Annotated in this window: 11 protein-coding genes; 1 reads left to right on the top strand and 10 read right to left on the bottom strand. The window is 61.0% G+C overall.

Annotated elements, in window-relative coordinates:
* Positions 1–5: 5 nt before the first annotated feature.
* The 3 genes from folP to rlmE all read right to left on the bottom strand — a co-directional run bounded on the left by folP (position 6) and on the right by rlmE (position 3,600).
* Positions 6–857 (bottom strand): dihydropteroate synthase, encoded by an 852-nt coding sequence (folP, locus tag QYE47_RS09835; RefSeq protein ID WP_070384358.1) that lies wholly within the window; start codon positions 855–857, stop codon positions 6–8.
* A gap of 8 nt (positions 858–865) precedes the next feature.
* Positions 866–2,770: an ATP-dependent zinc metalloprotease FtsH gene (ftsH, locus tag QYE47_RS09840; protein WP_012053749.1), complete on the bottom strand. Its 1,905-nt coding sequence runs from the start codon at positions 2,768–2,770 to the stop codon at positions 866–868.
* Between the two features lie 206 nt (positions 2,771–2,976).
* On the bottom strand, positions 2,977–3,600 hold the full coding sequence (gene rlmE, locus QYE47_RS09845) for a 23S rRNA (uridine(2552)-2'-O)-methyltransferase RlmE (RefSeq protein WP_003249947.1): 624 nt from the start codon (positions 3,598–3,600) through the stop codon (positions 2,977–2,979).
* A 102-nt stretch (positions 3,601–3,702) separates the two neighbouring features.
* Between rlmE and yhbY the strand changes: the two genes are divergently transcribed.
* Positions 3,703–4,011 carry a ribosome assembly RNA-binding protein YhbY gene (gene yhbY / locus QYE47_RS09850; protein WP_003249945.1) on the top strand — a complete coding sequence of 103 codons (309 nt, stop codon included), beginning with the start codon at positions 3,703–3,705 and terminating at the stop codon, positions 4,009–4,011.
* 12 nt (positions 4,012–4,023) lie between these two features.
* On the opposite strand, the gene QYE47_RS09855 is transcribed toward yhbY, so the two are convergent.
* From QYE47_RS09855 to dnaK, 7 genes are all read right to left on the bottom strand, one after another.
* Positions 4,024–4,473 carry a hypothetical protein gene (locus QYE47_RS09855; RefSeq protein ID WP_012053750.1) on the bottom strand — a complete coding sequence of 150 codons (450 nt, stop codon included), beginning with the start codon at positions 4,471–4,473 and terminating at the stop codon, positions 4,024–4,026.
* Positions 4,451–4,933, bottom strand: a complete 483-nt coding sequence (greA, locus tag QYE47_RS09860) for a transcription elongation factor GreA (protein WP_003249939.1) — start codon at positions 4,931–4,933, stop codon at positions 4,451–4,453. Before greA ends, QYE47_RS09855 begins: the two co-directional genes overlap by 23 nt.
* Positions 4,930–8,151: a carbamoyl-phosphate synthase large subunit gene (carB, locus tag QYE47_RS09865; RefSeq protein WP_010955363.1), complete on the bottom strand. Its 3,222-nt coding sequence runs from the start codon at positions 8,149–8,151 to the stop codon at positions 4,930–4,932. The genes greA and carB overlap by 4 nt, the downstream gene beginning before the upstream one ends.
* A 105-nt stretch (positions 8,152–8,256) precedes the next feature.
* A complete protein-coding gene (gene carA / locus QYE47_RS09870; protein ID WP_014592411.1) occupies positions 8,257–9,393 on the bottom strand; it encodes a glutamine-hydrolyzing carbamoyl-phosphate synthase small subunit in 1,137 nt (378 codons plus the stop codon).
* 265 nt (positions 9,394–9,658) lie between these two features.
* The gene (gene dapB, locus QYE47_RS09875) at positions 9,659–10,462 is read right to left on the bottom strand and encodes a 4-hydroxy-tetrahydrodipicolinate reductase (protein ID WP_012053753.1); all 804 of its coding nucleotides are present in this window, start codon (positions 10,460–10,462) and stop codon (positions 9,659–9,661) included.
* 13 nt (positions 10,463–10,475) lie between these two features.
* On the bottom strand, positions 10,476–11,603 hold the full coding sequence (dnaJ, locus tag QYE47_RS09880) for a molecular chaperone DnaJ (RefSeq protein ID WP_010955365.1): 1,128 nt from the start codon (positions 11,601–11,603) through the stop codon (positions 10,476–10,478).
* 197 nt (positions 11,604–11,800) lie between these two features.
* Positions 11,801–13,726, bottom strand: coding sequence for a molecular chaperone DnaK (gene dnaK, locus QYE47_RS09885; protein WP_010955366.1), 1,926 nt, complete (start codon positions 13,724–13,726; stop codon positions 11,801–11,803).
* Positions 13,727–13,779 lie beyond the last annotated feature (53 nt).

The following is a 13,779-nucleotide window of genomic DNA, read 5'->3' on the forward strand; positions in this document are numbered from 1 at the left end:
TGTTCTTATTCGGCGTTTTGCACCGCAGCGATCATGCGTACCACATCAACGGTTTCGGCCACGTCATGTACCCGAAGGATGCTCGCCCCTTTGGTCATGGCCAACGCCGCCAGCGCAAGGCTGCCGTACAAGCGCTCGCCGACCGGACGTTCCAGCGTCAGGCCGATCATGCTCTTTCGTGAAACGCCCACCAGCAGTGGGCGCCCAAGGCGATAGAGCGCTTCCATGTGCTTGAACAGGCTCAGGTTGTGCGCCAGTGTCTTGGCGAAACCGAAGCCCGGGTCAAGGATGATTCTATCAGCGTCGATGCCCGCTGCTGCGCAGGCGGCCATCCGCTGTTCAAGATAACGGGTGACGTCGGCGGTAACGTCCTGGTAATGCGGATCGTCCTGCATGTTGCCTGGCTCGCCACGCATGTGCATCAGGCACACCGGCAGACCGGTATCCGCCGCAGCGTCCAGGGCGCCGTCGCGCTCCAGGGCCCGCACGTCGTTGATCAGCCCGGCACCCAGGCGTGCTGCTTCACGCATGACAGCAGGCGTGGAGGTATCGACCGAAATGACCACGTCGAGGTGACTGTTGATGGCCTCGACCATTGGCGCCACACGCTCCAGCTCCTCGGTCACCGAGACTGCACGCGCACCCGGGCGCGTGGACTCGCCACCGATGTCGATCAGCGTTGCGCCGGCGGCAACCATCGCTTCGGCGTGGCGCAGGGCCTCGTCGCGCTGACTGAAACGACCGCCATCGGAGAAGGAATCGGGGGTGATATTGAGAATACCCATGACATGGGTATGCGACAAATCAAGAACCCGGTTGCCGCAAGGCAACCGGGTGGGGTACTGCACTGAGCTCATAGATGCCCTTAGTGTTCAGCCGCTGGGCCGCCGATTGGCGATTCCGGACGCTCATCCTGGGCCGCAGGCGTGCCCGAGTGCTTGTCATCGTCCCAATCACGTGGCTCACGTGGTGTGCGCCCAGCCATGATGTCGTCAATCTGATCGGCATCGATGGTCTCGTACTTCATCAGCGCTTCGGTCATCGCCTCGAGCTTGTCGCGGTTGTCGATCAGCAACTGCTTGGCAGTGGCATAGCACTGATCGATGATGCTGCGCACCTCGGAGTCGATCAATTTGGCAGTCTCGCCGGACACGCTGGCATGCTGGCTACCGGCACTGCGGCCGAGGAACACCTCGCCCTCTTCCTCTGCATACATCAGCGGGCCGAGCTTCTCGGACAGGCCCCATTTGGTCACCATGTTACGAGCGAGCTGGCTGGCGCGCATAATGTCGTTGGACGCGCCAGTGGTCACGCCATCGAAGCCCAAGGTCATCTCCTCGGCGATACGGCCGCCATACAGCGAGCAGATCTGGCTGATCAGCGCACGCTTGGAGAGGCTGTAGCGGTCTTCTTCCGGCAGGAACATGGTCACACCCAAGGCACGACCACGCGGGATGATCGAAACCTTGTAGACCGGGTCGTGCTCAGGCACCAGGCGACCGACAATGGCGTGGCCAGCCTCGTGATAGGCAGTGTTTCTCTTTTCCTTTTCGGACATGACCATGGTCTTGCGCTCAGCGCCCATCATGATCTTGTCCTTGGCCAGCTCGAACTCTTTCATTTCGACCAGGCGCTTGTTGGAACGCGCGGCAAACAGCGAAGCCTCGTTGACCAGGTTGGCCAGGTCGGCGCCGGAGAAGCCTGGGGTACCACGCGCGATGACCGCCGGGTTGACGTTCTCGCCGATCGGCACCTTGCGCATGTGCACCTTGAGGATCTGCTCGCGACCACGAATGTCTGGCAGGCCCACCACCACCTGGCGGTCGAAGCGGCCGGGGCGCAGCAGCGCAGGGTCGAGCACATCCGGACGGTTGGTGGCGGCGATGACGATGATGCCATCGTTCATCTCGAAGCCGTCCATCTCCACCAGCAACTGGTTGAGGGTTTGCTCACGCTCGTCGTGACCGCCGCCCATGCCGGCGCCACGATGGCGACCAACGGCGTCGATTTCGTCGATGAAGATGATGCACGGGGCGTGCTTCTTGGCCTGCTCGAACATGTCGCGCACACGGCTGGCACCGACACCCACGAACATTTCCACGAAGTCCGAACCGGAAATGGTGAAGAACGGTACTTTCGCTTCGCCCGCAATGGCCTTGGCCAGCAGGGTCTTACCGGTACCGGGTGGGCCAACCATCAGCACACCGCGCGGGATACGGCCGCCCAGGCGCTGGAACTTGCCCGGATCGCGCAGGAACTCGACCAGCTCACCAACCTCTTCCTTGGCCTCGTCGCAGCCCGCAACGTCAGCCAGCGTGGTCTTGACCTGGTCTTCGGACAACAGGCGTGCCTTGCTCTTGCCGAAGCTCATCGGCCCGCCCTTGCCGCCCGCGCCCCCTTGCATCTGGCGCATGAAGAACATGAACACGGCAATGATCACCAGGATCGGGAAGCTCGCCACCAGCAACTGCGTCCAGATGCTCTGCTGCTCAGGCTGCTTGCCTTCGACGACCACGTGGTTGTCGACCAGGTCGCCGATCAGGCCATTGTCGGTAATGGCCGGGCGCACAGTCTTGAAGTTGTCGCCGTCGGTGCGCTTGCCGGTAATGATGTAGCCATCGACGGTCACACGCTCGACCTTGCCATCCTTGACCTGCTGGATGAAGTCGGAGTAGTTGAGGGTCTGCGGCTCGTTAGGGCTGGAGAAGTTGTTCATCACTGTCACCAGGACAGCTGCGATGATCAACCACAGGATCAGATTCTTTGCCATGTCGTTCAATTAGCTACCCTCTGAGGCCGGCGCACGACGCAGCCGTGCCTCGCATGATATTCATCGCCCTAACTTACTACATTACCTACGCAGCCGCAGGCACCGTCTGTAACCCTTTGTGAAAGCTAGACTACACGAAGTTCGGACGATCCTGACGCAGTGGCCGATTGGAATTAACTATCGACCACCCCGCTTCACACCTTTCATTACCCTTTGAAGCCCCTGCCCAACAGGTATTGCTCGCGGGAACGGTCCCGTGACGACGATGGCTTGCGCATTTGTACCTTGTCGAACTTGCTGCGCACGTCCTTCAGGTACACGTCAAAACCTTCGCCCTGGAAAATCTTGATCAGGAAGTCGCCCCCGGGCTTGAGTACGCGGGTCGCCAGATCGAGGGCCAGCTCGCAGAGGAACATGGCACGCGGAATGTCCACCGCGGGCGTACCACTCATATTGGGGGCCATGTCGGAAATCACAAGGTCTACATGCGAATCGCCCACCGCTTCGAGAATGCGCTGCAGCACTTCGTCGTGGGTGAAGTCACCCTGAATGAAGGTCACGTCGGCGATCGAGTCCATTTCCAGAATGTCGGAAGCGATCAGGCGACCCTGGCCACCAATCAGACGACTGGTCACCTGGGACCAGCCACCAGGGGCCGCGCCGAGGTCGATCACGCTCATGCCTGGGCGGATAAGGCGGTCCTTCTCCTGGATCTCCAGCAGTTTGTAGCTCGCACGCGAGCGATACCCATCCTTCTGCGCCTGCTTCACAAAAGGGTCGTTGAAATGCTCTCGCAGCCAGTTTGCGCTGCTTTTGGAACGTTGTACCACGGGGCACCTCGATGATATGCGTCGTGATTGACTGGGCGGAGCCGGTGGCCCTCGGGTAAAATGCCGGTCAATTTTACAGAATCAGACGGAAAGGGTCAGATTATGCCGCTCAATAACGAGCAGAAGAAGCAATACAAGTCCATTGGTCATGACCTGAAGCCGGTCCTGATCGTTGCTGGCAACGGTTTGAATGAAGGCGTGATCGCCGAACTGGAGCGCGCTCTGGTCGACCATGAGCTGATCAAGGTCGAAATTCGCTCGGAAGACCGCGAAGAACGCGCCGAGACCATCGCCGAGCTGTGCAAGGCCGGCCGCGCCGAGCTGGTGCAGACCATCGGCAAGAAAGCCCTGATCTACCGCAAGAACCCACAGCCGAACAAGCAGCTGTCCAACATCCACCGTTACAAGTAACGGTAGCTCCGATCAGTGGCGCGGTGAACGCGCCCTGACCGGTACCGGCTGGGCCACCAGCACGATGCCGGAAAAGCCCAGCACCAGGAAGCAGAACATCTGCCAGCGCTCGCCCACGGAAATACCGTAGCGCAAGGTGTAATACCCCACGCAGGCCCCGAAGCCGAGCAACAGCATCTGGCCGCGGAACTGCCGCCACCAGGCCGCCAGGCCGTCCACCCTCGCCAGCACTGCCAGCTGGGTCAACAAGCCAAGCAACGCCACGCCGATCAACCAGCGGTCGATCTGCCCGGCGATATCCTGTACCAGCAGCGGGGCCAGGCCACTGACCTTGAGCGCAGGCACCAGCCCGACATGGAACACCCACAGGCCACCGACCCAGAAAACCTGGGCCAGTTGCCAGAGGATCCCCTCGAGGGACGGCGCACGCAGGCGTCGGTCAGATGTGCTTGACTTCGACAATCTCGTACTCGACCGTGCCACTAGGCGTCTTGACGACGACAGTATCACCTTCTTCCTTGCCGATGATGGCACGGGCAATGGGTGCGCCGCTCGACAGCTTGCCCTGCTTCACGTCAGCTTCATCCTCGCCAACGATCTGGTAGGTCACCTCTTCATCGGTTTCGGTGTTGGCCAGTACCACGGTGGTACCGAAAATCACCTTGCCGGTGTGAGGAATGGTGGTCACATCGATGACCACCGAATTCTGCAGGCGGCCTTCGATATCACGGATACGCGCTTCGACCATACCCTGCTCCTCACGGGCGGCATGGTATTCGGCGTTTTCCTTGAGGTCACCCAGCTCACGCGCTTCACCAATGGCCTGACTCAGGCGCGGACGCTCGGTCTTGCTCAGGAACAGGTGCTCTTCTTCCAGGGCGCGAGCGCCCTGGACGGTCATCGGGTATTTGGTAATGCTCATGCTTTCAGTCCTGCATGCAGATCCTGCAAGCGACGAACGGTCTTTTCCGGACCGAATTTCAGCGCTTCGCAGATGGCTTCACCAGCCGCAATGGTAGTGGTGCAGTAAATCTTGTGCTGCAGCGCATTGCGACGAATCGAGTAGGAGTCGGCGATCGACTGGCGACCTTCGGTGGTATTGATGATCAGCGACACTTCGTCGTTCTTGATCATGTCGACCACGTGAGGGCGACCTTCGGTCACTTTGTTCACACGGCGCACTTTCAGGCCAGCCGCCTCGATAACCTTGGCGGTGCCGGCAGTGGCAACCACTTCGAAGCCCAGGGCGATCAGGTCGCGGGCAACGCCGGCCACTTGTGGCTTGTCGTCGTCCCGTACGCTGATGAACGCGGTACCGCCCGTCGGCAGCACTTCGCTGGCACCCATCTGGGCTTTGGCGAAGGCTTCACCGAAGCTGTCACCGACACCCATCACTTCACCGGTCGATTTCATCTCAGGGCCGAGGATCGGGTCAACCCCTGGGAACTTGGCGAACGGGAAGACGGCTTCCTTCACGCTGTAGAAGTTCGGGATGATTTCCTGGGTGAAGCCCAGCTCTTTCAGGGTTTTACCCGCCATGACACGGGCTGCGATCATCGCCAGGGACGTGCCGATGCACTTGGACACGAACGGTACGGTACGCGAGGCACGCGGGTTGACTTCGATCACGTAGATCTTGTCGCCCTGCAGGGCCAGCTGCACGTTCATCAGGCCGACTACGCCCAGCTCCAGCGCCATTTTCTTGACCTGAACGCGGACTTCGTCCTGCACTTCCTTGCTCAGCGAGTAAGGTGGCAGCGAGCACGCCGAGTCGCCGGAGTGTACGCCAGCCTGCTCGATGTGCTGCATGATCGCGCCGATGACCACGTCGGTGCCGTCGCACACCGCATCCACGTCCATCTCGATGGCGCAGTTGAGGAAGTGGTCGAGCAGTACCGGGCTGTCGTTCGACACTTGTACCGCTTCACGCAGGTAGCGCTTGAGCTCGTCCAGCTCGTAGACGATCTCCATGGCACGGCCGCCCAGTACGTAGGACGGACGCACGACCAGCGGGTAGCCGATGCTGCCGGCAGCACGGATGGCTTCTTCTTCGCTGCGCACGGTGGCGTTTGGCGGCTGCAGCAGGCTCAGGCGCTGAACCATCTGCTGGAAGCGCTCACGGTCTTCGGCGCGGTCGATGGCGTCAGGGCTGGTACCGATGATCGGCACGCCAGCTTCTTCCAGAGCGCGGGCCAGCTTCAGCGGGGTCTGACCGCCGTAGTGAACGATCACACCTTTCGGCTTCTCGACGCGGCAGACTTCCAGCACGTCTTCCAGGGTCAACGGCTCGAAGTACAGGCGGTCGGAAGTGTCGTAGTCGGTGGAGACGGTTTCCGGGTTGCAGTTGACCATGATGGTCTCGTAACCGTCTTCACGCAGCGCCAGGGCTGCGTGCACGCAGCAGTAGTCGAACTCGATACCTTGGCCGATACGGTTCGGGCCGCCACCCAGGATCATGATCTTGTCGCGGGTCGACGGATTGGCCTCGCACTCTTCCTCGTAGGTGGAGTACAGGTAGGCGGTGTCGGTGGCGAACTCGGCGGCGCAGGTGTCGACGCGCTTGTACACCGGGAACACTTCCAGCTTGTGGCGGTGGCGACGCAGGTTCTTGTCGGTGATACCCAGCAGTACTGCCAGGCGCTGGTCCGAGAAGCCCTTGCGCTTGAGGCGCAGCATGTAGTCCTTGTCGATTGCCGACAGGGCCAGGGTCTTGACCTTCTCTTCTTCTTTGATCAGGTCTTCCATCTGCACCAGGAACCACATGTCGATGCCGGTCAGATTGAAGATTTCTTCGCAGGTCATGCCCGAACGCATGGCATCGGCGACATACCAGATACGCTCAGCACCCGGCACGGTCAGTTCGCGCTTGAGGATGCTGGCGGCTTCCGGGCTGGCCAGGTCGACTTTCGGGTCGAGGCCGCAGGCGCCGACTTCCAGGCCGCGCAGGGCTTTCTGCAGGGACTCCTGGAAAGTACGGCCGATGGCCATGACTTCACCCACGGATTTCATCTGGGTGGTCAGACGGGCGTCGGCTTTCGGGAATTTCTCGAAGGCGAAGCGTGGCAGCTTGGTGACGACGTAGTCGATCGACGGCTCGAAGGACGCTGGGGTGCGACCGCCAGTGATGTCGTTCTGCAGCTCGTCGAGGGTGTAACCAATGGCCAGCTTGGCGGCGATCTTGGCGATCGGGAAGCCGGTGGCCTTGGAGGCCAGGGCGGACGAACGCGATACGCGCGGGTTCATCTCGATGACGACCATGCGGCCGGTGTTCGGGCAAATGCCGAACTGGACGTTGGAACCGCCGGTTTCCACACCGATTTCACGCAGCACCGCCAGCGAGGCGTTGCGCATGATCTGGTATTCCTTGTCGGTCAGGGTCTGTGCCGGGGCAACAGTGATCGAGTCACCGGTGTGCACACCCATCGGGTCGAAGTTCTCAATCGAGCAGACGATGATGCAGTTGTCCTTCTTGTCGCGGACCACCTCCATCTCGTATTCCTTCCAGCCGATCAGCGATTCGTCGATCAGCAGCTCTTTGGTCGGCGACAGGTCCAGACCACGGGTGCAGATTTCTTCGAACTCTTCACGGTTGTAAGCGATACCGCCGCCGGTGCCGCCCATGGTGAACGACGGGCGAATGATGCACGGGAAGCCAAGCTTCTCGAGGACCGCATTGGCCTCTTCCATGCTGTGGGCGATACCAGAGCGCGGGCATTCCAGGCCGATGTCCTTCATGGCCTTGTCGAAGCGCGAACGGTCTTCGGCCTTGTCGATGGTGTCAGCGTTGGCACCGATCATCTCTACGCCGAACTTCTCCAGAACGCCGTGGCGCTCCAGGTCCAGGGCGCAGTTCAGGGCGGTCTGGCCACCCATGGTCGGCAGGACGGCGTCCGGGCGCTCTTTCTCGATGATCTTGGCCACCGATTGCCACTTGATCGGCTCAATGTAGGTGGCGTCGGCCATGGCCGGGTCGGTCATGATGGTGGCTGGGTTGGAGTTCACCAGGATGACGCGGAAACCTTCCTCGCGCAGGGCTTTACAGGCCTGGGCGCCGGAGTAGTCGAATTCGCAGGCCTGGCCGATCACGATCGGGCCAGCGCCGAGAATCAGGATGCTTTTGATGTCTGTACGTTTTGGCATGGTGGTCACTCAAATCCGGGGTCAGTCGGCAAGCCGCTTTGAACAATCTGGGTCAGGCGCTGCCGGGCGCGGCGTGTGCCGGCCCGGGGCCTTGAAGCAGGATGCTCAGCGGCGCTTGGCCATGGCATCGGTGAAACGATCGAACAGAGGCGCGACGTCGGTCGGGCCCGGGCTCGCTTCAGGGTGGCCCTGGAAGCTGAACGCGCTCTTGTCGGTACGCTCGATACCCTGCAGGGTGCCGTCGAACAGCGACTTGTGAATGGCGCGAACGTTACCCGGCAGGGTCGCCTCGTCAACGGCGAAGCCGTGGTTCTGGCTGGTGATCATGACCACACCGGTATCCAGGTCCTGGACCGGGTGGTTGGCACCGTGGTGGCCGTGGCCCATTTTCACGGTCTTGGCGCCGGAAGCCAGGGCCAGCAGCTGGTGGCCGAGGCAGATGCCGAATACCGGGATCTCGGTTTCGAGGATTTCCTTGATCGCCTGGATCGCGTAGTCGCACGGCTCAGGGTCACCAGGGCCGTTGGACAGGAACACGCCGTCCGGGTTGAGTGCCAGCACTTCGCTGGCAGGGGTCTGGGCCGGCACCACGGTCACGCGGCAGCCACGGGCAACCAGCATGCGCAGGATGTTCAGCTTGACGCCATAGTCGAAGGCGACCACATGGTAAGGCAGGTCGGCTGCGTCGATGGTCGGGTGGCTGTCGGTTTTCAGCTCCCACACGCTGGAGCGCCACTCGTAGCGTTCCTTGGTGGAAACTACCTTGGCCAGGTCCATGCCCTTCAGGCCTGGGAAGCTGCGGGCGGCGGCGATGGCGGCTTCTTCGCTGATGTTGTCACCGGCCAGGATGCAACCGTTCTGGGCGCCTTTTTCACGCAGGATACGGGTCAGGCGGCGGGTGTCGATGCCAGCGATGGCAACGACGTTGTTGGCCTTGAGGTACTCAGGCAGCGACTGGGTGTTACGCCAGTTGCTGGCCAGCAGCGGCAGGTCACGGATGACCAGGCCAGCGGACCAGACGCGGTTCGACTCGGCGTCTTCCGGAGTAGTACCGGTGTTGCCGATGTGCGGGTAGGTCAGGGTAACGATTTGCTGCGCGTAGGAAGGGTCTGTAAGGATTTCCTGGTAGCCGGTCATAGCGGTGTTGAATACCACCTCACCAACGGTCTGACCGTCGGCACCGATGGCTTCACCGCGAAAAATACTGCCGTCGGCAAGGGCGAGTATGGCTGGCTTTGTCAAGAAGACCTCCCGTAAATCAAGCATGAAAGGGCGATCGCAGGTTGCAAAAAAGCGGAGTGACGTATGGACACGTCACCCCGCTTTCATGTGCTGAATTCAATTCGCTGCGCGCTTTTAGTGGACACACTAAAGCTGTAGCTTACAGAAAAGTGTGTTTTCGGTCTACCGTGGATGTGTCTCTAAAACACATCAATGCGACAGACTGACATCTGTGTTGGCTTCTTCGCGGGCTTGCCCGCGAAGAAGCCAACACCACACTCACGGCTTAACGCAGCTCAAGCACATCCTGCATGTCATACAGCCCCGGCTCGCGCCCATCCAGCCACAGCGCCGCACGCACGGCACCCTTGGCGAAGGTCATGCGACTGGAAGCCTTGTGGGTGATTTCCAGGCGCTCGCCTTCGGCAGCGAACAACACGGTGTGATCGCCCACCACATCGCCGGCACGCACGGTAGCGAAACCGATGGTCTTGCGATCACGCGCGCCGGTCTGCCCTTCACGGCCATATACGGCCACTTCCTGCAGATCACGGCCCAGCGCATTGGCAACCACTTCACCCATGCGCAGTGCGGTACCCGATGGCGCATCGACCTTGTGCCGGTGGTGCGCCTCGATGATTTCGATATCGACATCATCGCCCAGCACCCGCGCAGCCATATCCAGCAGCTTGAGGCTAAGGTTGACACCCACGCTGAAGTTGGCGGCGAACACGATTGGAATGTCCTTGCCAGCTTCGGCCAACAGCTGCTTCTCTTCGACTGTAAAACCGGTCGTGCCGATGATCATCGCCTTGCCGTGTTTGCGGCAGAACGCGAGGTTCTTCAGGGTCACCGAGGGGTGAGTGAAGTCGATCAGTACATCGAACTCGTCGGCAACCTTGGCCAGGTCGTCGGACAGCAGCACGCCAATTCGGCCAAGTGCCGCCAGCTCTCCGGCATCAGCCCCGACCAACGAGCTGTCAGGGCGATCGATCGCCGCAGTCAGCCCCGCGCCCGATGTTTGTTGCACGGCTTCGATAAGGGTTTTGCCCATCCGCCCCGCCGCGCCCATCACTGCAATACGTCGCATAACCTGTTCCTTGTCAGAGATCGCCGAAGAAGCGCTTCACACCATCGAACCAGCCGCTGGCCTTGGGCGAGTGGGAACTGTCACCTTCCAGCGAATCACGCAGCTCTTCGAGCAGCTCGCGCTGACGGCGACTGAGATTGACCGGGGTTTCTACGGCCACACGGCACAGCAGGTCACCCGCACCACCGCCACGCACCGGGGCAACGCCCTTGCCACGCAGACGGAACTGCTTACCGGTCTGGGTGCCTTCCGGAATCTTCAGCTTCACGCGACCATCCAGGGTCGGCACTTCCAGCTCGCCACCCAAGGCAGCATCGGTGTAGCTGATCGGCACTTCACAGTACAAATGCTTGCCGTCGCGCTGGAAAATCTCGTGCTCACGCACGCTGATCACCACGTACAGGTCGCCAGTCGGGCCACCATGAGTACCAGCCTCGCCCTCACCCGACAGACGGATGCGGTCGCCGGTATCGACACCTGCCGGCACCTTGACCGACAGCGTCTTGTATTCCTCGACACGACCTTCACCATGGCACGAAGTGCACGGGTCGGTAATGATCTTGCCTTGGCCATGGCAGCGCGGGCAGGTCTGCTGCACCGAGAAGAAGCCTTGCTGCATGCGCACCTGGCCGATGCCGCCACAGGTCGGGCAGGTCGACGGGGTCGAGCCCTTCTTGGCACCGGAACCGTCGCACGGCTGGCAGTTGACCAGGGTGGGCACGCGGATACTGACCGTGGTGCCACGCACCGCTTCTTCCAGGTTCAGCTCCAGGGTGTAGCGCAGGTCGCTGCCGCGCTGGGCACCGCCTCGACCGCCACCGCGACCACCGCCGCCGAAGAAGTCGCTGAACACATCACCGAAGATGTCGGAGAAGTTGGCACCACCAAAGCCGGCACCACCGCCACCCATGCTTGGGTCGACACCCGCATGGCCATACTGGTCGAAGGCCGCACGCTTGCTCGCGTCCGACAGCACTTCGTAGGCCTCGTTGGCCTCCTTGAACTTGTCTTCCGACTCTTTATCGCCCGGGTTGCGGTCCGGGTGGTACTTCATCGCCAAACGGCGGTAAGCCTTCTTGAGGTCCGCTTCAGTGGCGCCGCGCTCGACACCCAGGACCTCATAATAATCACGCTTGGACATAGGTCATTTGCACCTTGTTGGGCGTGTGGCATCTGCGCCACGCCATCAGCACCCGCGCGCGACCCTCAAGAGCCGCTGACAGATGCTGTAAAAATTCTCGAATTCCAGATACGCCAACGCGGGAGCAAGCCCCCGCGCGGCGACATCCTACCAGCTCCCCGGCAAACGACGGGGAACTGGCCGACAACATGCAGGGATTACTGCTTGTTGTTGTCTTTCACTTCTTCGAACTCGGCGTCAACCACGTCATCGTGCTTGGCTTCCGGCTCGGCCTGCTGCGCGCCACCCTGAGGCTGTTCAGCCGACTGCTCGGCGTACATCTTCTGGGCAACCGGGGCAGAGACCTTGGACAGCTCCTCAACCTTGGCGTCGATGGCAGCCTTGTCGTCGCCTTTGACAGCGGCTTCCAGGGCAACAACGGCGGCCTCGATGGCGGTTTTCTCTTCAGCGGTAACCTTGTCACCTGCATCAGCGACCATCTTGCGGGTCGAGTGCACCAGCGCGTCACCCTGGTTACGGGCAGCAGCCAGCTCTTCGAACTTGCGGTCTTCCTCGGCGTTGGCCTCGGCGTCACGCACCATGCGCTCGATCTCTTCGTCCGACAGGCCGGAGTTGGCCTTGATCACGATCGACTGAGTCTTGCCGGTGGCCTTGTCTTTCGCACCTACGTGCAGGATGCCGTTGGCATCGATGTCGAAGGTCACTTCGATTTGCGGCACGCCACGCGGTGCTGGCGGAATGTCAGCCAGGTCGAACTTGCCCAGCGACTTGTTCTGCGCAGCCTGCTTACGCTCACCTTGCAGCACGTGAATGGTCACGGCGCTCTGGTTGTCGTCGGCAGTCGAGAACACCTGCGACTTCTTGGTCGGGATGGTGGTGTTCTTCTCGATCAGCGCGGTCATCACGCCACCCATGGTTTCGATACCCAGGGTCAGCGGGCTTACGTCCAGCAGCAGGACGTCTTTCACGTCACCGGCCAGTACCGCACCCTGGATGGCAGCGCCCATGGCGACGGCTTCGTCCGGGTTGACGTCCTTGCGCGCTTCTTTACCGAAGAAGTCGGCTACTTCTTTCTGCACCAGCGGCATGCGGGTCTGACCGCCGACCAGGATCACGTCGTCGATCTTGCTGGCGTCGATGCCGGCGTCTTTCAGGGCGATGCGGCAAGGCTCGATGGTACGCTTGACCAGGTCTTCGACCAGCGACTCCAGCTTGGCGCGGGAGATCTTCACGTTCAGGTGCTTAGGACCGGTGGCATCTGCAGTGATGTACGGCAGGTTGACGTCGGTCGACTGAGCGGACGACAGCTCGATCTTGGCTTTTTCTGCGGCTTCTTTCAGGCGCTGCAGGGCCAGAGGATCGTTCTTCAGGTCCATGCCCGACTCTTTCTTGAACTCGTCGACAAGGTAGTCGATCAGGCGCATGTCGAAGTCTTCGCCACCCAGGAAGGTGTCGCCGTTGGTAGCCAGTACTTCGAACTGGTGCTCACCGTCGACTTCGGCGATTTCGATGACCGAAACGTCGAAGGTACCACCACCCAGGTCATAAACGATGACGGTGTGGTCGCCCTTGGCCTTGTCCATACCGTAAGCCAGTGCAGCGGCAGTCGGCTCGTTGATGATGCGTTTTACGTCCAGGCCAGCGATGCGGCCGGCGTCTTTGGTAGCCTGGCGCTGGCTGTCGTTGAAGTAGGCCGGAACGGTGATGACCGCTTCGGTGACTGGCTCGCCGAGGTAGTCTTCGGCGGTCTTCTTCATTTTCTTCAGAACTTCGGCGCTGATCTGCGGCGGAGCCATTTCCTTGCCAGCAGCCTCGACCCAGGCGTCACCGTTGTTCGCCTTGACGATCTTGTACGGCACCAGCTTGATGTCTTTCTGCACGACATCTTCTTCGAAGCGGCGGCCAATCAGGCGCTTCACTGCGAACAGGGTGTTGTGCGGGTTGGTGACAGCCTGGCGCTTGGCCGACTGGCCGACCAGGATTTCGCCATCGTTGGCGTAGGCCACGATCGAAGGGGTAGTACGCGCACCTTCGGCGTTTTCGATGACTTTGACGTTACCGTTTTCCAGAATGGAGACGCACGAGTTGGTGGTCCCCAGGTCGATACCGATGATTTTACCCATGTTAACTCTCCCGAAACTTGAATTTGGTAGCAGCGACTACTTTGGCCAACTGC

Source organism: Pseudomonas sp. 2,4-D (genome assembly GCF_030418155.1).
Classification (GTDB): Bacteria; Pseudomonadota; Gammaproteobacteria; order Pseudomonadales; family Pseudomonadaceae; genus Aquipseudomonas; species Aquipseudomonas alloputida.

Excerpts from the sequence above, each read along its gene's own strand:
- folP (WP_070384358.1), bottom strand. The coding sequence starts at position 857 with ATGAGCTCAGTGCAGTACCCCACCCGGTTGCCTTGCGGCAACCGGGTT.
- ftsH (WP_012053749.1), bottom strand. The coding sequence starts at position 2,770 with ATGGCAAAGAATCTGATCCTGTGGTTGATCATCGCAGCTGTCCTGGTG.
- yhbY (WP_003249945.1), top strand. The coding sequence starts at position 3,703 with ATGCCGCTCAATAACGAGCAGAAGAAGCAATACAAGTCCATTGGTCAT.
- greA (WP_003249939.1), bottom strand. The coding sequence starts at position 4,933 with ATGAGCATTACCAAATACCCGATGACCGTCCAGGGCGCTCGCGCCCTG.
- carB (WP_010955363.1), bottom strand. The coding sequence starts at position 8,151 with ATGCCAAAACGTACAGACATCAAAAGCATCCTGATTCTCGGCGCTGGC.
- dapB (WP_012053753.1), bottom strand. The coding sequence starts at position 10,462 with ATGCGACGTATTGCAGTGATGGGCGCGGCGGGGCGGATGGGCAAAACC.
- dnaJ (WP_010955365.1), bottom strand. The coding sequence starts at position 11,603 with ATGTCCAAGCGTGATTATTATGAGGTCCTGGGTGTCGAGCGCGGCGCC.
- dnaK (WP_010955366.1), bottom strand. The coding sequence starts at position 13,726 with ATGGGTAAAATCATCGGTATCGACCTGGGGACCACCAACTCGTGCGTC.